Raw genomic sequence first — 20,494 nt, 5'->3', positions numbered from 1 at the left:
CCCCCACTTTTTTGCTCGCGTCTTTTCGGCGCGGTCGCTTGGCGCGGCGGGGGGGGGGGGGGGGGGGGTGCTCCGCCGTGGCGGGGGGGCCCGCCCCTCGACTGTTCATCAACAACATTGATCAAAAATCGGTCGGCGCGCCGCCTTCGGACGTGCGCTTTTCGACGAAGTCGTTGAGCTCTTCGCGAATTGCCGGGTCCATATAGGGTTCCTCGTAGGATGCCAGCCGCTCCTTCCAGACCTTGTTGGCCTTTTCCAGCGCGGTCGGCGATCCGGCTTCGGCCCAGGTCTCGAAATTGCGCCAGTCGGAGAGGATGGGCGAGTAGAAGGCTGTCTTGTAGCGGTCCTGCGTGTGCTGGGTGCCGAAGAAATGGCCGCCGGGGCCGACCGACTGGATGGCGTCGAAGCCGAGCGCTTCGTCGGACAGGTCGAGCGGGGTGAGGAACTCGGCCACCATCTGCAACAGGTCGATGTCCAGGATGGTCTTCTCGTAGGAACAGCGCAGGCCGCCTTCGAGCCAGCCGGCGCCGTGCATCATCAGATTGCCGCCGCCCTGGATGGCGCCCCACAGCGAGAACACACTTTCATAGGCTGCCTGCGCGTCGACCGTGTTGGCGGCGCAGGTATTGGAGGTGCGGTAGGGGATCTTGTAACGGCGGGCAAGCTGGCCGCCGACAAGCTGCGCCTTCATATATTCAGGCGTGCCGAAGGCCGGCGAGCCCGACTTCATGTCGACATTCGAGGTGAAGCCGCCATAGCCAACCGGCGCGCCCTTTCTCACCATCTGGGCAAAGGCGATGCCGGACAGCGCCTCGGCATTTTGCTGCACCAGCGCACCGGCGATGGTCACCGGCGCCATCGCGCCGGACAGGGTGAAGGGCGTGATGACGACGACCTGACCCTTGCTCGACATCTGGATGATGCCTTCCATCATCGGCACATCCAGTTTCAGCGGCGAATTGGTGTTGATGATGGTGAAGACGGACGGCTCTTCGAGCATCTGCTCATGGCTGATGCCGCGGGCGATCCTGGCGATCTCGATGCCGTCGACATTGCGCTCCTTGCCGAGCGAATAGATGTGGAACACCTTGTCGGTCAGCGTGGCGAGGTCGCGGATGCATTCGAGGTGGCGCACGGAAGGATGGATGTCGGTCGGCTCGACCGGATAACCGCCGGTGCAGTTCAGGATGTTGTGCATCTGCGCCAGACGCAGGAAGTTGCGGTAGTCCTGCTGGTTGCCCGGACGGCGGCCGCGATCGAGGTCGGAGCAGTTCGGTGCCGACGCCATCATCGACAGGATCACATTGTTGCCGCCGAAGCGCACATTGTGCGCCGGGTTGCGGGCATGGAGCGTGAATTCCGACGGGCAGTTGGAGATGAGATCGAGGATCATGTCGCTGTCGAAGCGCACGCGCTCGCTGCCCTCGCGGACATCGGCGCCGTTTTCCTTCATCATGCGGCGCGCTTCGTCATGCAGCACGTCGACGCCTATTTCCCTCAAGACGCGCAGCGAGGCGAGGTGGATCGATTCCAGCTCGTCGTCAGAGACCAGCTTGGTCGGCGTTAGCGGATTTCTCAGTTGCCGAAAAGCCGGCTGTTCGAAGGCGGCCGAGCCGCCGGCGCGCTTGCCCGCACGGCCACCGCGACGGGCCCGGTCGGTTGCCAAAGGCGGTTCGGCTGGATGCAGGGCGGCGGTCATGATGGTCCTCGTACGATGCTGGTAGCGGGCGGCATAATGGACCGGCGGCTGTCCGGCCATTGCGGAGGCGGCGACCACTAGGACGAGGGAAGCGACATGCCCGAACGGCAGTCCGATAGTTGACAACCTTGCCGGGGATTAGCGGACAGGACGCGCCCACTGCGGCTCTTGGCGCAAGGGGATTTCAGGCGCGGCCCTTCCTTTCCCTAAATCGAACCGCTAGCTCAGTGGTTTGCCGCTGGATGGGCCGGCAATTCATGTGGAAGGCATCATGGCTGCGACCGGTTCGAGCGATGGCGAAGCGGGGACGCAATGGGCGGCGCTTGCCGGCGTAACTGCCGCCCTCGCGATGTTCGGTGCGGCGCAAGGGCTGAGCTCGCCGCTGTTTACGCTGCTGATGCAGAAGCAAGGCATGTCGCCGGCGCTGATCGGCTTGTCGGCAGCGATGATGCCGCTTGGCCTGATCCTTTCGGCCTCGTTCGTGCCGGCAGCCATTCGGCTGGTCGGCGCGCGCAACCTGGCTGTGGGTTGCTCATTGATTGGGGCGCTGTGCTTCCTCGGCATCGGCTACCTGCAGGACTGGGTGGGCTGGTTCGTCATCCGCTTCATCATCGGTATCGTCATCAACCCGCTCTATATACTGGGCGAAGTATGGGCGCTGTCGCTGGCGCCGCCGTCGCGCCGCGGCAGGGTGATGGGGGCATTCAACACCGTGCTGGGCGCTGGCTATGCTGCGGGGCCTTTGGTCCTGACCGCGGTAGGGATATCGGGCTGGGTTCCTTTCCTGGTCGGCATGGCCGGCTTCATCCTGTGCGCCGCGATCCTTCGTGCTGTTTCGTCAAGCCTCGCCGGCTTCGAGGATGACGGCCAATTGCCCGGCGGCTTTTTCGGTTTCGCCAGGCTGGCGCCGGCGCTGTTGTTTGCCGTGCTGGTTTCGGCGGCGGTCCAGCAGGGCACCTACGCTTTGATGCCGGTCTTCGGTGCCGCCTATGGCCTGCCCGAAAGGACGCTGGCGGCCCTGGTGATGGCACTGTCGCTGGGAAACATCTTCCTGCAGATCCCGCTCGGCCTGCTGGCCGAGCGTTTCGGCGGGCGGGCGATGATCATCTTCTGTGCGTTGGCGACAACGACCTGCGCGGTTTTGCTGCCGTTGCTGATCACGACGCCGGCGATCTGGCTCGTCCTTCTCGTCATGGGCGCTGTTGGCTACGGCGTCTACACCATGGCGCTGGTGGAGCTCGGCAGCCGCTTCAGGGGAACCGTGCTGGTCGCCGGCAACGCCGCCTTCGCATTGATGTGGGGCGCCGGCGGCATTGTCGGCCCGCCTGGCGCCGGTGCCTTGATGCAGACCATCGGTCCGCTCGGTCTGCCGGTGGTGATCGCCGGACTCGACGCGCTGCTGGTGAGCTTCGCGCTTTACCGATCGTTCAAGCGCCAAACTCCTGACAGGCCCAAAAACTCCTGACAGGCCCAAACTCATGACAGGCCTTGTCTGGAGCAAACGGTTTTTCCCGGGGCGGGGCTTACCCGCGTCGGACAGAAAAGCTAGTCCTGAGCCTGGTTTAGGTGCCAATGATGAACCTGGCGGAAGCTGACAACGAGAAGATGCAGTGGGCGGCGATCAGCGGCGTGATCGCGACCGTCTCGGTGTTCGCCATCGCGCAAGGCCTGTCCTATCCGCTGCTGAGCTTCATCCTGCAACGCCAGGGCGTTTCGCCGGCCATCATCGGGCTCTCGGCGGCAATGACGCCGATCGGCTTCATTGTCTCGTCGCCGCTGATCCCGGCACTGGCGCGCCGGTTCGGGGCAGGGCGCACCGCGCTTACCTGCGCGGCGTTTTCGGCTATTGTGCTTGCGCTGATCGGCTGGACGCAGAATGTCTATCTGTGGTTTCCGCTGCGCTTCTTGATCGGGGTGGTGACCAATCCGCTCTATGTCTTGAGCGAAATCTGGGTCATTGCACTGGCGCCGCCATCGCGCCGCGGTCGCGTCATGGGTGTCTATTCAACCATCATCTCGGCCGGCTTCGCTGCCGGGCCGCTCTGCCTGCTCGCGGTCGGCACCGTGGGATGGCCGCCATTCCTGGTGGGGATCGCCGCCTTCATCTTCTGCGGCGCCTGCCTGGCGCTGGTGCTGCCGCGACTGCCGAAGGTCGACGAAGCCGGGCACAGGGTTTCGGTCATGGGCTTCATGCCCCTGGCATGGCTACTGCTGTCGGCGGTGGTCGTTGCCGCCGGTTTCGAACAGGGCGTGCTGGCGCTGCTGCCGGTCTACGGCACGCACCATGGCATCGCGGAAGCGCGCATGTCGGCGCTGCTGTCGGTGATGATCGCAGGCAACATCGCCATGCAGGTGCCGCTCGGCTTGCTGGCGGAACGGCTGACGGCGCGGCTGGTGCGATTCATCTGCGTCGTGGTGACGGTGCTGGGCTGCGCCCTGTTGCCGCTGCTCATCGAGACGCCGCTGATCTGGCCTTGCGTCTTTATCTGGGGCGCGGTCTCCTATGGCATCTACACCATGTCGATCATCGAGCTCGGCGAGCGCTTTACCGGCTCGGCGCTGGTCGCCGGCAATGCCGCCTTCTCCCTGATGTGGGGCGTCGGCGGCATCGTGGTGCCGCCGCTGGCGGGTGGCGTCATGGATGTGATCGGCGCCTCCGGCCTGCCGATCACGCTGGGCACGATTTGTCTGGCACTGGCTGTGGCCACGGTCCTGCGCCGGCGGATGGTTTGAGGCCGCATTCCCCCGATGACCTGACGTACCATCTTGAATAGAACCGCTTGCAACGCGATGTAGGCAGGGCTGCCCGCCACTAGCCTGGAGACCATGCGTGACCCAATCGACGACAAAACGCCAGACGGATGCCACCGTGGAGGACAAGTTCCTCTGGCTGGAGGACCGGACCAGCAAGGAATCGCTCGACTGGGTGCATCGCCAGAACGAGATCACCGTGGCCGAACTACAGGGCGATCCGTCCTACCAGGCGGCCTTCGAGACGGCGCTCGACCTGATGACGGCCGAGGACAACATTGCGGTCGGTGCCGCGCTCAACGGCCAAGTCTATAATTTCTGGCAGGACAAGACCAATGTGCTCGGCCTCTGGCGCCGCACGACGGTCGCTTCCTACAAGACCGAGAAGCCTGTGTGGGAGACGATCATCGACTTCGACGTGCTGTCGGCCAAGGAGGGGGTGAAGTGGGTGTTCAGCGGCGCCAGCCGCCTTTACCCCGATTTCAACCTTTGCCTGGTGGCGATGTCGCCGGATGGCGGCGATGCCAGCGAGATGCGCGAATTCGACATCGAGACCAAATCATTCATCGAGGGCGGCTTCCGCGCTCCCGCCTCGAAATCCGGCTTTTCCTGGCTGGACAAGGACACGGTCATTGTCTCGGCTGCCTTCAATGAAGACGACAAGACCCAGTCCGGTTATCCGCGCGTCGTCAAACTGTGGAAGCGCGGCACCCGGTTGGAGGAGGCGACGCCGATCTTCGAGGCCGAGAAGCAGGATCTCGCGGCCGGCGCGGGGGTCGAGCATGATGGCGACAGGCAGTATTTGTTTCTGGCCCGCACGATCGCCTTCTTCTCCTCGCACAGTTTTCTGCGCCTGCCGTCGGGCGAAAACCGGCGCATCCCGCTGCCGGACGATGTCACCGACACCGCGCTGTTCAAGGGCCGGTTCGTGTTCGGGGTGCGCAGCCCATGGACGGCGCCGGGCGGCACTGAGTGCTTGCCGGACGGCCTCTATTCCTTCGATTTCGAACACTGGATCGACACCGGCGACCTGGGCCCTGTTGAAACCATGCTCGCGCCAGCGCACCGTGTTTCGGTCGCCGGCATTGCCTGCACTCAGGACCGGCTGTTCATCAATCTGATGGACAATGTGCGCGGCAAGGTCGTTGTCGCCGAGCGCAGCGGCGACCGCTGGTCGCTGAAGCCGGTGGCGCTGCCCGAGAACGGCAATGTCGGCATCGCGCATGCCGAGCATTTCGGTTCCAGCGTCTCCTTCTCCTTCACCGATTTCCTGACGCCGAGTTCGATCATCTGGTCGGACGATGACGGAGTGACGCTGGCCACCGTGAAATCGCAGCCGGCGCGGTTCGACGCCGCGCCGCTGGTCTCGGAACAGTTCGAGGCGCGCTCGAAGGACGGCACCATGATCCCGTATTTCGTCGTCAGGCGGCGCGACCAGAAGGGTCCGGTACCGGCGCTTCTCTATGGTTATGGCGGCTTCGAAATACCGCTGCTGCCCGGCTATGCCGGCGTGCGCGGCAGGCTGTGGCTGGAGAAGGGCAATGCCTATGTGCAGGCCTGCATTCGCGGCGGCGGTGAGTTTGGGCCGGCCTGGCATCAGGCGGCGCTGAAGGGCAATCGCCAGACTGCCTTCGACGATTTCGCCGCGGTGGCGCAGGACGTCGTCAGGCGCGGCATCGCCACCGCTGCTTCCCTCGGCATCCAGGGCGGCTCGAATGGCGGCCTGCTTACCGGCGTTTCCCTGACGCAGCATCCCGAACTGTTCGGCGCCGTCATCATCGAGGTGCCGCTGCTCGACATGCTGCGCTACACCGAACTGCCGCCAGGCGCCTCGTGGATCGGCGAATATGGTGATCCGGCAAAACCGGAAGAAGCCAAGTGGCTCGCCGCCTATTCGCCGTACCATCATGTCTCGGCCGATGCCGTCTATCCCCCGGTGCTGCTCACGACATCAACCGCCGACGACCGCGTCCATCCCGGCCATGCCCGCAAGATGGCGGCGAAGCTACAGGAAGCAGGTCACGGCAAGACGTTGTTCTTCGAGGAGACGGAAGGCGGCCATGGCGGGCGCGGCGACCGCCGGCCGCAAGCGGCGCAAACCGCCATGAAATACGTGTTCCTGCAAAGGGTATTGAGCGGCACCGCTTGAATTCCGGGCCTCGGGCGGCATAGACTGCCGCCATGGTCTACATGAGCACATCCGGCGCCTTCGGGGTCGCGGTGACACCGTCGCCGCGCACGCTGCGCGCCGAACTGCTCAGGCTGTGCGCCCGCATCGGCTATTCGCCGCCCGCCGTCCTCTGACGAAGTCGCCCCGGCAGCTTGCCGGTTTGATTCCAGAGGAAAGAGCAAACCCATGACTTACCAGAACTATTCGCTGAAGCAGCTTCAGCAGATTGACGCCGCGCATCATCTGCATCCCTTCACCGACCACAAGGAATTGCGCGAGACCGGCTCGCGCATCATCACCCACGCCAACGGCCCGTTCATCTACGATGCCGACGGCACCGAAATACTCGACGGCATGGCCGGGCTGTGGTGCGTCAATGTCGGCTATGGCCGCGACGAGTTGGCCGACGCCGCTTACGCGCAGATGAAGGAATTGCCCTACTATAATTCCTTCTTCAAATGCTCGACGCCGACGCCCGTGCTGCTGTCGAAGAAGCTGGCCGAGCTGGCGCCCAAGGGCATCGCCCAGGTGTTTTACGGCTCCTCCGGCTCGGAGGCCAACGACACGGCGCTGCGGCTCGTGCGCCACTATTGGGTGCTGGAAGGCAAACCGGAGAAGAACCGCATCATCTCGCGCAAGTCGGCCTATCACGGCTCGACCGTCGCCGGCACGTCGCTCGGCGGCATGGATTTGATGCACAAGCAGCTCGGCGGGGCGGTTCCCAACATCGTCCATGTGATGATGCCCTATGCCTATGAGTTGGCGCTGCCTGGCGAAAGCGACCATGATTTCGGCCTGCGCGCGGCCAAGGCGGTCGAGGATGCCATTCTGGAGGCCGGCGCCGACAAGGTCGCCGCCTTCATCGGCGAGCCGGTGATGGGAGCGGGCGGGGTGAAAATACCGCCGATGAGCTATTGGCCGGAAGTGCAGCGCATCTGCCGCAAATACGATGTGCTTTTGATGCTGGACGAGGTCATCACCGGCTATGGCCGCACCGGCGAATGGTTTGCGGCGCAGACCTTCGGCATCGAGCCGGACACCATCACCACGGCCAAGGCACTGACCTCGGGCTATCAGCCGCTGTCGGCGCTGCTGGTCGGCGACCGTATCGCGGCGACGCTGGTCGAAAAGGGCGGCGAATTCTACCACGGCTATACCTATTCGGGTCACCCGGTGGCGTGCGCGGTGGCGCTGAAGAATCTCGAGATCATGGAGCGAGAAGGCCTAGTCGACAGGGTCAGGAACGACACTGGACCTTACTTCGCCCAGGCGCTGCAGGAGCGCATTGCCGGCCACGAACTGGTCGGCGAGGTGCGATCGATCGGGCTGATGGGAGCGGTCGAGATCGTCAAGGACAAGGCGACCAAGGAGCGCTTCCTGCCGGCGGGCAGTGCCGCCGTCACCGTCCGCGACCACGCCATCGCGCAAGGCCTGATGCTGCGCGCCACCGGCGACACGATGATCCTGTCGCCGCCGCTGATCTGGACCCGCGCGACGATCGACATGGCTTGCGATCGCATCGCCAAAGCGCTGGATCTGGCGCAAGCGGATTTGCGCAAGAAGTAGATGGAACGACAGCCGGACGCCTTGCAATCAGGGCGCCCGGACTGTGCGCCTGCTTATCGTCAGGGTCGAAGGGGTCAGCGCACCGATCGTGCTGGTCAATGAAGACCATCAGGCAATTCCGAACGCTGCAATCGGAATATAATTCAGACCGAACAGTATAGGACTGCAAAACGCAAAAAACCGCGCTCCATCGGAACGCGGCTTTGCCAGATACGCATGGCATTTCGCCAACAATACACTTGCGAAACTTACGGGCTCCGGTACGCGAGACCTGATCCGGAGCGCCGGGCGGATGCGATGTGTCCGCCTCGCCATCCGTTATATAGGCACATCGTTACCGCCGGGTTATCGAGAGCTTAAGCAAATCTAAATTTGCAATTTTTCCGCGCAATAAAAATCGAGAAAAGTGCTGCCAAATTTCGAAACTTATAGAGAACTGCCGCGAAGGAAATTTATGATGCCGGAAAAATCGTCGCCGCCATTTCCCTGGGCGTTGAACAGCGCATAAAGCTGGGCCGCTTCGGCCCCCATCGGCGTCACCGCGCCGGCGCTTTGGGCGGCTTCCTGCGCCAGTTTCAGGTCCTTCAGCATGAGTGCCGCGGCAAAGCCCGGTTTGTAGTCGCGGTTGGCGGGTGAGGCCGGCACGGGACCCGGCACCGGGCAGTAGGTGGTCAGCGACCAGCACTGGCCCGACGAGGTCGAGGCAACGTCGAACAGGGCCTGATGCGAGAGGCCGAGCTTTTCGGCCAGCACGAAGGCCTCTGCGACGCCGATCATCGAAATGCCGAGCATCATGTTGTTGCAGATTTTGGCTGCCTGACCGGCGCCGTCGTCGCCGCAATGGACGATGCGGCCTGCCATCGGCTTCAGGACCGGTTCGGCCTTGGCGAAGGCATCCTTGGCGCCGCCGGCCATGAAGGTTAGCGTTCCCGCAGCAGCACCGCCGGTGCCGCCGGAGACGGGGGCGTCGATCGAATGCAGCCCTTGCTTCCTTGCTACGGCATGCGCCTTGCGGGCCGACTCGACATCGATGGTCGAGGAATCAATGAACAGGGCGCCTGGTTTGGCCTTGGGTGCGATGTCCTCGTAGACCGAGAGCACGTGCTTGCCGGCGGGAAGCATGGTGATCACGACATCGGCGTCCTTCACCGCCGCCACGGCATTCGCCATGACAATGACGCCATGCTCGCGGGCGACGGTGAGGTTTTCCGGCATCAGGTCAAAGCCGTGCACCGCGTGCCCCGCCTTGACGAGATTGGCAGCCATCGGATTGCCCATATTTCCGAGACCAATGAAGGCGATGGTGGTCATAGCGGTGCTCCATGATGAGTAGGCAGTAGGCAGTAGGCAGTAGGCAGTAGGCAGTAGGCAGTAGGGCGACCTATTCGGGTGCGAGTTTGATAACAAGTTGGCGAAGCATCTTTCCGATGGCCTCGGCCGCCAGAAGCAGGTGCTCAGCTTGCCCATGCGTGGCAACGCCAATGCGTTGAGCGATTTGGAGGTGTGTCTCGAACTCCTTCAGCGAGCCTTGGGCTGTCCTGAGAAATTGCTGATAGGAGCCTCGGTTGTCTCGGCCATAGCCTTCCGCGATGTTTGCAGGGATAGAGGTTGCTGAACGGCGGATTTGGCTGGTCAGCCCATACAATTCCTCTTTGGGCCATGTCTTGGTCAATGAGTAGGTGCTGACAGCCAGATCCATCGCCTGCTGCCATACGATAAGATCCTTGTACGAGTTGATCTTGCCGGTCATCCTTTGCCTACTGCCTACTGCCGTCCAATCAACGCCCGCGCGATGATGACGCGCATGATCTCGTTGGTGCCTTCGAGGATCTGGTGGACGCGCAGGTCGCGCACCAGTTTTTCGATACCGTAATCATGAAGATAGCCATAACCGCCATGCAGCTGCAGCGCCTCGTTGGCGACGTTGAAGCCGATGTCGGTGACGAAGCGCTTGGCCATGGCCGACCATTTGCCGGCATCCGACGCCTTGCGGTCGAGTTTCGAGGCGGCGGCGTAGAGAAAGATCCGCGCTGCCTGCAATTCGGTCTCCATGTCGGCCAACCTGAACTGCAGCGCCTGGAACTGGTTGATCTTCGAGCCGAAAGCCTTGCGCTCGGCGGTATAGGACAGCGCCTTGTCGAGCGCAGATTGCGCGCCGCCGAGCGAACAGGCAGCGATGTTGAGGCGGCCGCCGTCAAGGCCGGCCATGGCGATGCCGAAACCTGCGCCTTCCCCCGACAGCAGGTTTGCAGCCGGCACCTTGCAGTCCTCGAAGATCACCTGGCGGGTCGACTGCATGTGCCAGCCCATCTTGTGCTCGTTGGCGCCGAAGGACAGGCCGGGCGCATCCTTCGGCACGACGAAGGTGGAAATGCCCTTCGGCCCGTCGGCGCCGGTGCGCGCCATGACGACATAGAGGTCGCTGTCGCCGGCCCCGGAGATGAACTGCTTGGCGCCGTTAAGCACATAGTCGTCGCCGCTCTTCACCGCGCGCGTCGTCAGCGCCGCGGCATCCGAGCCTGAGCCCGGCTCGGTCAGGCAGTAGCTCGCCAGCCATTCCATAGAGGTCAGCTTCGGCAGGAAGCGTTGGCGCTGCTCGTCGTCGCCGAAGCGGTCGATCATCGACGCCGCCATATTGTGGATCGAGATGAAGGAGGAAAACGCCGGATCGGCGTGCGACAGTGCCTCGAAGATCAGCACGGCGTCGAGCCGGCCGAGCGCCGAGCCGCCGACATCGTCCCTGACATAGATGCCGCCAAGGCCAAGCGGGCCGGTCTCGCGGATTACATCGGCGGGAAAGTGTCTTGCCCGGTCCCATTCGAGCGCATTGGGCGCAACGCGATCGGCGGCGAAGGCCTGTGCCATCTCCTGGATGGCGCGCTGCTCCTCATTGAGTTCGAACTGACTGGTGCTCGCATCGACCGCGGCGTCCATGGCGTGCTCCCTATGTTTCCCCAGCTGGGGTTGGCTTGCTGGCCTGTTGTTTTTGGCTTTGCGCGCCGCTCAATCTAGACCAATGATGCCGCCGCGCAACCCGGCTCGCCGCGCAGCCGCTGTGCATGAATGGATCAACGGAGCATTGCGTGCCGACATATTTCGACGAATTGCTCGACCGCTTCCATGCCTATCTCCGGGGCGTGGACAACGCGCTGGTGCGGGACGCCGTGACCCGGATCGGCTGGAATATGACGGCGCGCGTGCTCGAAGCGCATCCGCTGCCTTGCCTTGGTCTGCTCGACCGCATTGTCGAACTGGCGCCGCCGGACCCGCAGCCCCTGGTGCAACTGCTGGCGGAGCGTCGTGACGATCTGTGCTGGGGGCAGACCTACAACGCGAGCGATTTTGGTGAAGCGTTCTTGCAAAAATACGGCTGGCTGGAGGTGTTTGGCACGCGCGGCCATTTCGCCAATGAAGAGGTCGCGGCCGGATTGCTGATCCTGGGGCCCGGCATCACCTATCCCGACCATCATCACATTGCCGAGGAGATCTACATTCCGCTGACCGGCGGCACCGAGTGGCGCATGGGCGAAGGCGGCTTTCACACCCGCCAGGCGGGCGAAATTATCCATCACGCCTCCAATGTCAGCCATGCCATGCGCACCGGCAGCGAAGCGTTGCTGGCGCTCTACATCTGGCGCGGCGGGCCGCTGGCGCAGAAATCGACCGTTTCCGGCGCGCAGGGCAGGGGCTGAGCATGGCCAAGGCGATCATGCTGCAAGGCACGGGTTCGGATGTCGGCAAGACGGTGCTGGTGGCGGGGCTCTGCCGCGCGGCCAGGAATCGCGGGCTGAAAGTCAGGCCGTTCAAGCCGCAGAACATGTCGAACAATGCCGCCGTCGCTGACATTCCGGGCGACGACCGCCCCGGCGGCGGCGAGATTGGCCGTGGGCAATGGCTGCAAGCGCTGGCGTGTGGTGTTCAGCCGACCGTGCATATGAATCCGGTGCTGCTCAAACCCCAGAGCGACATCGGTTCGCAGGTGATCGTGCAGGGCAAGGTGTTCGGCGAGGCGCGAGCGCGCGACTACCAGACAATGAAAGCGGGGCTGATGGACGCCGTGCTGGAGTCCTGGACGAAGGTCGGTGAGGGCGCCGATCTGGTCATCGTCGAGGGCGCCGGATCGCCGGCCGAAATCAACCTGCGCAGCCGCGACATCGCCAATATGGGCTTTGCCACACGCGCCGACGTGCCGGTGATTCTGGTCGGCGACATCGACCGCGGTGGCGTCATCGCTTCGGTCGCCGGCACGCATCTGATCCTGCCGGAGGAAGACAGGCGCATGATCGTCGGCTACCTCATCAATAAGTTCCGCGGCGATGTCTCGCTGTTCGACGACGGCATCCGGTCGATCGAAAGCTTCACCGGCTGGCGCTGCTTTGGCGTCGTGCCGTGGCTGAAGGCGGCGGCGCGATTGCCGTCCGAGGATTCGGTCGTGCTCGAACGCCTGACGTCGGGCGAGAAGCGGGCGTTGAAGGTCGCCGTGCCGATGCTGTCGCGCATCGCCAATTTCGACGATCTCGATCCGCTCAAGGCCGAACCGCAGGTCGAAGTGGTGTTCGTGCCGCCGGGGCAGCGCTTGCCGGAGAATGCCGGCCTGGTGGTCATTCCCGGTTCCAAATCGACGATCGGCGATCTCATGAAGTTCCGCGAGAATGGCTGGGATCGCGATCTCCTCGCGCACCGCAAACGCGGCGGCCATGTCGTCGGTATCTGCGGCGGTTTCCAGATGCTCGGCCGCCTGGTGCGCGATCCCGATGGCATCGAGGGCAGTGTCACCGAGGCCGAGGGACTCGGCCTGCTCGACATCGAGACGGTAATGGAACCGGAAAAGACGGTGCGCAATGTCAGCGCCCGCTCAGTGCCGTTCGGCCTGGCGCTCGAGGGCTACGAAATTCATCTCGGCCGCACCACCGGGCCGGACATGGCGCGGCCGTCGGCTGTGATCAACGGCATCGACGACGGTGCGATTTCCGCCGACGGCAAGGTTTTTGGCACCTATCTGCACGGCCTGTTTTCCGCCGACGCTTTCCGGGCGAGATTCCTGGAAAGCCTCGGCGTGAAAGGCGGCGGCATCGACTATCGCGCGGACGTGGAAAAAGCGCTGGACGAGATCGCCACCGAGCTGGAGCGCCATCTTGAGTGCGATGTGATTTTTGGGTTAGCAAGGTAGGACCGTCCACCGTTTCGCCATCCTCGGGTCTGCGCGTCCGCTTTGCTTCATGGTCATCCTTCCGCGCGGAAGAGCCTAACAGACCATGCATCCAAAGCAAAAGCGCCCGGCTTTGACCGGGCGCTTCGAATGCAGAAGTCGCGGGTGCCTAGGCGCCGCGCATCAGGCAGGCGGCGGCAAGCACGATGTATGCGATGAGGACAATCCACACCGCAGCCAGAGGAATGAACGCAAGAACGCCAAGCGCGGCGAGCACGCCGATGATGGCGATAACTAGGGATATGATGAAAACAAGCTGAGTGGGTGCACTAAGATTCATGTGTGGTCCCTCCAACATGATTCGTACAACGGCACTCTATCAGGCGTGAGGCTTATACACCAATCAGCTGGCGCAATGGGTTCGCCGGGTCGGCCAGCAGCTTCACCGCCAGCGACAGGCAGATGATCACCAGCAGCGGCTTGATCAGCCGGGCGCCGATGCGGATGGCAAGGCTGGCGCCGAGCCGGGCGCCGAGGAACTGGGCGACGCCCATCATCAGCCCGATCTTCCAGTAGACGACGCCGGCGACGGCAAAGACGATGAAGCCGCCAATGTTGGAGGCGAAATTGAGCAGCTTGGTGTGTGCCGTCGCCTTGAGCACGCCGAAGCCGGCAAGGCTGACGAAGGCCAGCATATAGAAGGAGCCGGCTCCCGGCCCGAACAGCCCGTCATAGAAGCCGACCAAAGGGGCGATGACCAGCCCGAACAGGAAGTGCGACAGGCGCTCGGCGCGGTCGACATCGTTCATGTTGGGTTTCACGGCGAAGTAGATCGCGATGGCGATCAAAAGCAGCGGCAGCAGCGCTCGCAGGAGATCACCCGGCACGAATGCCGCCAGCAAGGCGCCGACGGCACTGCCGGCAAGGGCCAGAAGCGCCGATGGCAGCTGTCGGCGCAGATCGACATGGCCCTTCATGGCGTAGTGGATGGTCGCCGAAGCGGTGCCGAAAATGCCCTGCAGCTTGTTGGTTCCAAGTGCTGCGACCGGCGGGAAGCCGGCAAGCAGCAGGGCCGGGATGGTGATCAGCCCGCCGCCGCCGGCTATCGAATCGACAAAGCCGGCTGCAAAAGCGGCCAAGGCAAGCATGATGACGGTCTGGGTGGCGAGGTCGAGCATCGGGATTTTCTGAACATTCCGGCGGGAAAGGTGGTGCCGCGCCTTCTCATGGCCATCCGGTTTGCGCAAGGCCGATTCCGCGCTACGTCCATCCAAGCGCGTTGCGCTTGGATTTCCTGTGGTGCATGTCATTATCTCAGTACCGCTGCGCAGTTTTGGGTCATGTGCGCTGGGCGGGCTCGGGAAAGGGACACTGTTGGCGATGGCATTGCTCGACCAGATACGCTCGATCTTCGATGGTGACCCCGGCGTGCGCAAGGTTGCCGACGACCCTGTGCTGTCGGCGGAGCTCTTGATGCTGTTTCGCATGATCCTGGCCGACGGCTCGGTTTCGGAGAGCGAGATGGTCGCCTTCCGGCGCATCTGCAAGGACGCCTTCGGCATCCCGGAAACCAGCATCGACGCGGTCATCGAATATCTCAATGATTTCGGCTACGAGACCAACGGTTCGCAAGCCATTGCGCTGTTCCGCGATCTCGATGTCGAACGGCGCAAGTTGCTGGCGCTCCACATGGCGGAGATCGCCAAAGCCGATTCCAAACTGGCCGAGAGCGAAGTGCGGCTGTTGCGCCGCACGCTCGATTTGCTCGACATCAGCCCGGTCGATGTGGTGAAGCCGGAGGAGTGAGGCAGACCAGGGGCAACGGCCGCCCAGCCGGGTCCCCGCTGCTTCGCAGCGTCCCAGCGTTTGTGACCTTTCATCGTGCCACTGGCACGATGAATTCGCTGCGCGAACCGGTCACTTACCCCTGTTCCTGCATACGGTGAGCGATCGCCCGATGCAGATCGGGCGCAGCCGCGACCAGCGCCCTGGCCGCCTCCGACTGCGGATGATCGAGCACGTCACCGGTCTTGCCGCGCTCGACGATCCTGCCGTCATGCATGACCAGCACCTCATCGGTGATGGCGCGGGCGACGGTCAAATCGTGGGTGATGAAGAGATAGCCGATGCCGAGCTTCTGGTTGAGCTCTGCGAACAGATCGAGGATCTGGGCGCGGATCGAGACGTCGAGCGCCGAGACCGGCTCGTCGGCGACGACCAGCTTCGGCCTAGTGATGATGGCGCGGGCGATCGACAGGCGCTGGCGCTGGCCGCCGGAAAACTCATGCGGATATTTGTCCATGTCGCTGGTGCCGAGGCCGACCTCGTGCAGCGCATGCGCCACCATCTCGCGCCGCTCAGCCGGTGTCGGCTTCGTCTCCAGTACATGCAGCGGCTCGGCGACCAGTTTTACGACCTTCTGGCGCGGGTCGAAAGAGCCGTAGGGATCCTGGAACACGACCTGCATGTCGCGCCGCGCGGCTTTGAGCTCCGCCTCGCTTTTGCCGGTTATGGTCTCGCCGCGAAAGCGGATCGTTCCCGATGTCGATTTGTCGAGCGCCAGGATCATGCGGGCAAGCGTTGACTTGCCGCAGCCGGAGCGGCCGACCAGCGCCACCGATTGGCCCGGCGCCAGCGACAAGGACACGTCGTCGACGGCGCGGATCGGAGCCGCTGACTTGAACAGGGAGGTGCGCCGGCCCGGATAGTCCCGTGTCACGCCTTCGACCTCAAGCAGCGGTTTGCCCTGGCCGGTGGCGTGAACCTTGGCGCGCGCGGGCACGTGCATGGAGGCCAGCGCCAGCTGGCGCGTGTAGGGATGCAGCTGTTCCGATAGCGTGCGTGCGGTGTCGCCGGCTTCCATCACCTCGCCATGACGCAGGATGGTGATGCGGTCGGCCATTTCGGTGACGACGGCGAGATCGTGCGAGATCAGAAGCAGGCCCATGCGGTTTTCGCTGACAAGGCCGCGCAAGAGGTCGAGGATCTGCGCCTGCAGCACCACGTCGAGCGCCGTGGTCGGCTCGTCGGCGATGAGCAGCTTGGGTTTCAATGCGCAGGCAATGGCGATGACGACGCGCTGGCGCTGGCCGCCCGACAATTCGTGCGGATAGCGCGACAGCGGGAATTTGGCCTCGGGCAGGCCGACGCGGTCGAGCATTTTGCGCGCGCGGTCTTCGGCGTCGGCACGGCTTGCCCTAGTGTGCCAGCGTATGCCTTCGGCGACCTGCTCGCCGATGGTCTTGACGGGGTTGAGCGCCGTCATCGGCTCCTGGAACACCATGCCGATGTCGTCGCCGCGCAGCGCGCACATCTGGTCCTCGGTTGCGGCCAGAATATCGATGCCGTCGAAGGTCACGCGGCCGGTGGCGCGCGCAGCATGCGGCAGAAGCTGCATGATGGTCAGCGCCGTCATCGATTTGCCCGAGCCGGATTCGCCGACCAGCCCCATCACCTCGCCGGGCGCGACGGAGAGGTCGACCCCTTTCAGGATCGGCGTGTCGCCGATGGCCAGCGACAGGTTCTCCATCTGCAGCAGGCTCATCGCTGCCGCCGCGATTTCGGGTCGAGTATGTCGGCGATGCCGTCGCCGAGCAGATTGAGCCCAAGCACCGTGACGACGATGGCCATGCCGGGGAAGATGGCCATCCAAGGCGCCACCACCATGCGCGTCTGAGCGTCGAACAGCATGCGGCCCCAGCTCGGCATTGGCGGCTGGGCGCCGAGGCCGACATAGGAGAGGCCGGCTTCGGCCAAAATGCCAAGCGCGAACTGGATGGTGCCTTGCACCAGAAGCAGCGTGGCGATGTTGGGCAGCACGTGCTCGGTTGTAATCTGCGCTTTGCTCTTGCCGGCGGCGCGGGCGGCGAGGATGAATTCGCGCGGCCAGATCGCCAGCGCGCCGGCGCGGGCGACGCGCGCAAACACCGGGATGTTGAAGATGCCGATGGCGATGATGGCGTTGATTGCGCCCGGTCCGAAGATGGCGGTGATCATGATCGCCGACAGCAGCGCCGGGAAGGCGAAGACGAGGTCGGTCAGCCGCATCAGCGCCTCGTCGACCAACCCGCCGCGCGCCGCGGCGAAGGCGCCGAGCGGCACGCCGACGCCCATGCCGATGCCGACCGCGACCAGCGCCACGGCAATCGAGTTGCGGGCGCCGACCATGATCATCGACAGGATGTCGCGGCCGAAATGATCGGTGCCGAACCAGTGCGCCGCAGAGGGCGCCAGCGTCTTGTCCGAGATCACCAGTTTGGCCACGTCGTAGGGCGTCCAGACGTAGGAGATGACCGCTATTGCAGCCACCAGCACCGTGATGGCGAAGCCGATGAGGAAGGAGCGGTTGCGGAAGGCCTTGGCCAGAATGCTGCCCAACGTCTCCTGCGGGATGTCGATGTGCAGCGTCATTGCCGGCCTCGAAGGCGCGGATCGACGATGGCGTAGGAGACGTCGACGACGAGGTTGACCGCAATGACGGCGACGACCAGCAGCATGACGATGCTTTCCACCACGATCAGGTCGCGCTGAGTGATCGCCTGGAACACCAGCCGTCCGAGGCCGGGGAGATAAAAGACGTTCTCGATAATGATGGTGCCGGCGAGCAGGAAGGCGAATTGCAGGCCCAGAATGGTCAGAACCGGGATCATCGCGTTGCGCAGCGCGTGCCGCCATAGCACGGCGCGGTAAGGCAGGCCCTTGGCGCGGGCGGTGCGGATATAGTCCTCGTTCAGCACCTCGATCAGCGCCGAGCGGGCAACGCGCGCCAGGATCGCCGCCTGCGGCAGAGCGAGGGCGATGGCCGGCAGCAGCAGCGATTTCAGCGCCGGCCAGGCGCCGGCGCTCCAGCCGGGAAAGCCGCCGGCCGGCACCAGCCGCAGCCAGACGGCAAAGAGGTAGATCAGCATCAGCGCGAACCAGAAGTTCGGGATGGCAACGCCGAGCTGGGCGGCGCCCATGGCGATCGTATCGCCGGCCCGCCCGCGCCGGCTGGCGGAATAGAGCCCGACCGGGATGGCAATGATGGTGGACAGCGCCAGCGCGATCAGCGCCAGCGGCAGGGAAACCGCCATGCGCTCGCGGACAAGGTCGATGACCGGCACTGAATAAGTGTAGGAGCGGCCGAAATCGAGGCTGAGCAGACCGCCGACCCAGTGGAGGTAGCGCAGGAGAAGCGGCGCGTTGAGGCCCATCTGGTTGCGCAGGAGTTCGACCTGCTCGGCGCTGGCGTTGAGGCCAAGCATCAGCCGCGCCGGATCGCCGGGCAGGATTTCTAGCACGGCGAAGACGACCATCGAGGCCAGGATCAAGGTTGCGATGGCGATGGCGAGGCGTTTGAGGAGGTAGGCGGTCATGGTGGAGGGGCGCCCGGTGCGGCTGCGCCTTGAAAGTCGAGTTCCCCCCCACCCCCCTCTGTCCTGCCGGACCCGGCCCTTCGCTGTCGCTTCGGGCGTTCGTTGTTCGGAAAGCCAAGCAGTTGGCTTTCCGTCCGCTGCGCGGACCACTCCTCACCCCCCGCAAGGGGGGAGATCAGCAGGTTCTGTGTCGTCGACCAGCGTTCAACGTTCGCGATAGGCGAAAGCGGAGATGAGAGCCCGATCTCCCCCCTTGCGGGGGAGATGCCCGGCAGGGCAGAGGGGGGTGTGACGGAGCGCAAACGCCGCCCTTTGGCCCGCCGCCTCAATCCGTCCACTTCACCTTGGTCAGATCATTCGCCTGGATCGGCGCATTCTCCCACAGGCCCTGCAGCTTGGCGTCCCAGACGCCGACCTTCGGCAGTTCATAGAGGAAGCCGACCACGGCGTCGTCGGCCAGGATCTTCTGTGCTTCGCCGAGCAGCGTGTTGCGCTTGGCGTCGTCGGAGGTGAGGTTCAGCTCGGCGATGATCTTGTCGAAGGCGGGGTTGTCGTAGTTGAAGTAGTAGTCCTTGCGCGAGTAGATATCGATGTCGTTGGGCTCGGTGTGGGAGACGATGGTCAGGTCGTAATCCTTCTTGGTGAACACCTGGTCCAGCCACTGCGCCCATTCGACCGGAATGATTTCCAGGTCGATGCCGACATCGCGCAGCTGCGAAGCGATGATCTCGCCGCCAAGCCGCGCATAGGAAGGCGGCGGCAGTTTCAGCATCGCCTTGAAGCCGTTCTCCAGGCCGGCCTGCTTCAGCAGTTCCTTGGCCTTGTCGACATTGTGCGGATAGAGGCCGGTGAGGTCGACATAGGCCTTGCTGGCCGGCGACATGTGCGAGCCGATCGGCACGCCGAGGCCGGCCGAGGCGCCGTCGATGATCGCCTTGCGGTCGAGCGCGAAGGCAATTGCCTGCCGCACCTCGAGCTTGTCGAAAGGCGGCTTCTTGTTGTTGATCGCCAGAATGGTCTCGCCCTCAGTCGAGCCGATCACCACCTTGAAGCGCGGATCGTCCTTGACCTGCGCGACGCTGTCGGGATCGAAGAAAGGGAAAGCCTGGATGTCGCCGGAGAGCAGCGCCGGCACGGCGGCGGCGGCGTCGGGAACGATGCGGAATTCGGCCTTGTCGAGGGATACCGGAGCGCCCCAGTAGTTGTCGGATTTGACCAGCGTGATCGACGAGCCCTTGGCCCAGCTCTGGAATTTGAACGGGCCGGTGCCGATGGGCTTTTCCTTGTTGGTGTCGGCGCTCTCCGGCGCCACGATCACCGCGTCGCCCCAGCCCAGATTGTAGAGGAACGACCCCTGCGGGTTCTTCAGCGTCACCTTGACCGTTGTCGGATCGACGACTTCGACCGTATCGATGGCGGCGAACAGGGCCTTTTGCGCGTTTACGGAATTGTCGGCACGGGCGCGGTCGAGCGAGAACTTCACGTCGCCGGCGTCGAAATCGCTGCCGTCATGGAATTTGACGCCGGTGTGCAGCTTGAAGGTGTAGACCTTGCCATCGTCGGAAATGGCCCAGCTCTCGGCAAGGTCGGGCAGCACTTCGCCATTCGGGCCGATGCGGGTCAGGCCCTCGAAGACGTTGGCGTAGAGCACTTCGTCGATCGCCGCGGCAGCACCGGCGGTCGGATCGAGATGCGGCGGCTCGAGCGGAATGCCGATCACCAGGTCGGTGCGTGCGGCAAATGCCTGACTGCCGGCCAGTGCCAGCACCGTGGCGGCAAGAATGGTTTTCCACAATTTCATCGTG

General features: G+C 63.9%; 18 protein-coding genes. 8 read left to right on the top strand and 10 right to left on the bottom strand.

Annotation, left to right across the window (positions count from 1 at the left end; translation table 11 throughout):
* Positions 1-121: 121 nt before the first annotated feature.
* Positions 122-1,699, bottom strand: coding sequence for a trimethylamine methyltransferase family protein (locus NKI96_RS12985; protein WP_352543088.1), 1,578 nt, complete (start codon positions 1,697-1,699; stop codon positions 122-124).
* A gap of 271 nt (positions 1,700-1,970) precedes the next feature.
* On the opposite strand from NKI96_RS12985, the gene NKI96_RS12980 reads away from it, so the two are divergent.
* The 5 genes from NKI96_RS12980 to NKI96_RS12960 all read left to right on the top strand — a co-directional run bounded on the left by NKI96_RS12980 (position 1,971) and on the right by NKI96_RS12960 (position 8,186).
* Entirely contained in the window at positions 1,971-3,164 is a 1,194-nt protein-coding gene (locus tag NKI96_RS12980) for an MFS transporter (RefSeq protein WP_023753423.1), read from the top strand.
* A 110-nt stretch (positions 3,165-3,274) separates the two neighbouring features.
* Positions 3,275-4,432, top strand: coding sequence for an MFS transporter (locus tag NKI96_RS12975; protein WP_352804688.1), 1,158 nt, complete (start codon positions 3,275-3,277; stop codon positions 4,430-4,432).
* Positions 4,433-4,529: 97 nt separating this feature from the next.
* On the top strand, positions 4,530-6,599 hold the full coding sequence (locus tag NKI96_RS12970) for a prolyl oligopeptidase family serine peptidase (RefSeq protein ID WP_023821493.1): 2,070 nt from the start codon (positions 4,530-4,532) through the stop codon (positions 6,597-6,599).
* A 41-nt stretch (positions 6,600-6,640) separates the two neighbouring features.
* A complete protein-coding gene (locus NKI96_RS12965) occupies positions 6,641-6,754 on the top strand; it encodes a capsid protein (protein ID WP_245265757.1) in 114 nt (37 codons plus the stop codon).
* Between the two features lie 52 nt (positions 6,755-6,806).
* Entirely contained in the window at positions 6,807-8,186 is a 1,380-nt protein-coding gene (locus NKI96_RS12960) for an aspartate aminotransferase family protein (RefSeq protein WP_023706071.1), read from the top strand.
* Between the two features lie 426 nt (positions 8,187-8,612).
* On the opposite strand, the gene mmsB is transcribed toward NKI96_RS12960, so the two are convergent.
* The 3 genes from mmsB to NKI96_RS12945 form a co-directional block, all read right to left on the bottom strand.
* Complete coding sequence (gene mmsB, locus NKI96_RS12955) at positions 8,613-9,497, bottom strand: 3-hydroxyisobutyrate dehydrogenase (protein ID WP_023725615.1); 885 nt, start codon at positions 9,495-9,497, stop codon at positions 8,613-8,615.
* A 70-nt stretch (positions 9,498-9,567) separates the two neighbouring features.
* Entirely contained in the window at positions 9,568-9,936 is a 369-nt protein-coding gene (locus tag NKI96_RS12950; protein WP_023725616.1) for a four helix bundle protein, read from the bottom strand.
* Positions 9,937-9,950: 14 nt separating this feature from the next.
* Positions 9,951-11,120, bottom strand: coding sequence for an isobutyryl-CoA dehydrogenase (locus NKI96_RS12945; RefSeq protein WP_023725617.1), 1,170 nt, complete (start codon positions 11,118-11,120; stop codon positions 9,951-9,953).
* 149 nt (positions 11,121-11,269) lie between these two features.
* Between NKI96_RS12945 and NKI96_RS12940 the strand changes: the two genes are divergently transcribed.
* Entirely contained in the window at positions 11,270-11,878 is a 609-nt protein-coding gene (locus NKI96_RS12940) for a dimethylsulfonioproprionate lyase family protein (RefSeq protein WP_023670427.1), read from the top strand.
* A 2-nt stretch (positions 11,879-11,880) separates the two neighbouring features.
* Positions 11,881-13,356, top strand: a complete 1,476-nt coding sequence (locus NKI96_RS12935; RefSeq protein WP_352804683.1) for a cobyric acid synthase — start codon at positions 11,881-11,883, stop codon at positions 13,354-13,356.
* 148 nt (positions 13,357-13,504) lie between these two features.
* Here NKI96_RS12935 and NKI96_RS12930 read toward each other — a convergent pair whose 3' ends face one another.
* Both NKI96_RS12930 and NKI96_RS12925 read right to left on the bottom strand, forming a co-directional pair.
* A complete protein-coding gene (locus tag NKI96_RS12930) occupies positions 13,505-13,675 on the bottom strand; it encodes a hypothetical protein (RefSeq protein ID WP_023670429.1) in 171 nt (56 codons plus the stop codon).
* A 52-nt stretch (positions 13,676-13,727) separates the two neighbouring features.
* The gene (locus NKI96_RS12925; RefSeq protein WP_352543096.1) at positions 13,728-14,513 is read right to left on the bottom strand and encodes a TSUP family transporter; all 786 of its coding nucleotides are present in this window, start codon (positions 14,511-14,513) and stop codon (positions 13,728-13,730) included.
* Between the two features lie 196 nt (positions 14,514-14,709).
* Here NKI96_RS12925 and NKI96_RS12920 point away from each other — a divergent pair, with 196 nt between their 5' ends.
* Complete coding sequence (locus tag NKI96_RS12920; protein ID WP_023688142.1) at positions 14,710-15,141, top strand: TerB family tellurite resistance protein; 432 nt, start codon at positions 14,710-14,712, stop codon at positions 15,139-15,141.
* A 115-nt stretch (positions 15,142-15,256) separates the two neighbouring features.
* Here NKI96_RS12920 and NKI96_RS12915 read toward each other — a convergent pair whose 3' ends face one another.
* From NKI96_RS12915 to NKI96_RS12900, 4 genes are all read right to left on the bottom strand, one after another.
* The gene (locus NKI96_RS12915; RefSeq protein ID WP_352804680.1) at positions 15,257-16,879 is read right to left on the bottom strand and encodes an ABC transporter ATP-binding protein; all 1,623 of its coding nucleotides are present in this window, start codon (positions 16,877-16,879) and stop codon (positions 15,257-15,259) included.
* Positions 16,876-17,745 carry an ABC transporter permease gene (locus NKI96_RS12910; RefSeq protein ID WP_352711553.1) on the bottom strand — a complete coding sequence of 290 codons (870 nt, stop codon included), beginning with the start codon at positions 17,743-17,745 and terminating at the stop codon, positions 16,876-16,878. Before NKI96_RS12910 ends, NKI96_RS12915 begins: the two co-directional genes overlap by 4 nt.
* Positions 17,742-18,689 (bottom strand): ABC transporter permease, encoded by a 948-nt coding sequence (locus NKI96_RS12905; protein WP_023710755.1) that lies wholly within the window; start codon positions 18,687-18,689, stop codon positions 17,742-17,744. The genes NKI96_RS12910 and NKI96_RS12905 overlap by 4 nt, the downstream gene beginning before the upstream one ends.
* Before the next feature lie 325 nt (positions 18,690-19,014).
* Positions 19,015-20,490 carry an ABC transporter substrate-binding protein gene (locus NKI96_RS12900; protein WP_352711550.1) on the bottom strand — a complete coding sequence of 492 codons (1,476 nt, stop codon included), beginning with the start codon at positions 20,488-20,490 and terminating at the stop codon, positions 19,015-19,017.
* Between the last annotated feature and the right edge of the window lie 4 nt (positions 20,491-20,494).

The sequence above is a fragment of the Mesorhizobium sp. M0292 genome (assembly GCF_040321695.1).
In the GTDB taxonomy this organism is placed as follows: Bacteria; Pseudomonadota; Alphaproteobacteria; order Rhizobiales; family Rhizobiaceae; genus Mesorhizobium.
Note: the sequence above shows the minus strand (reverse complement) of the source record. Positions and strands in the feature narration are given on the sequence as shown.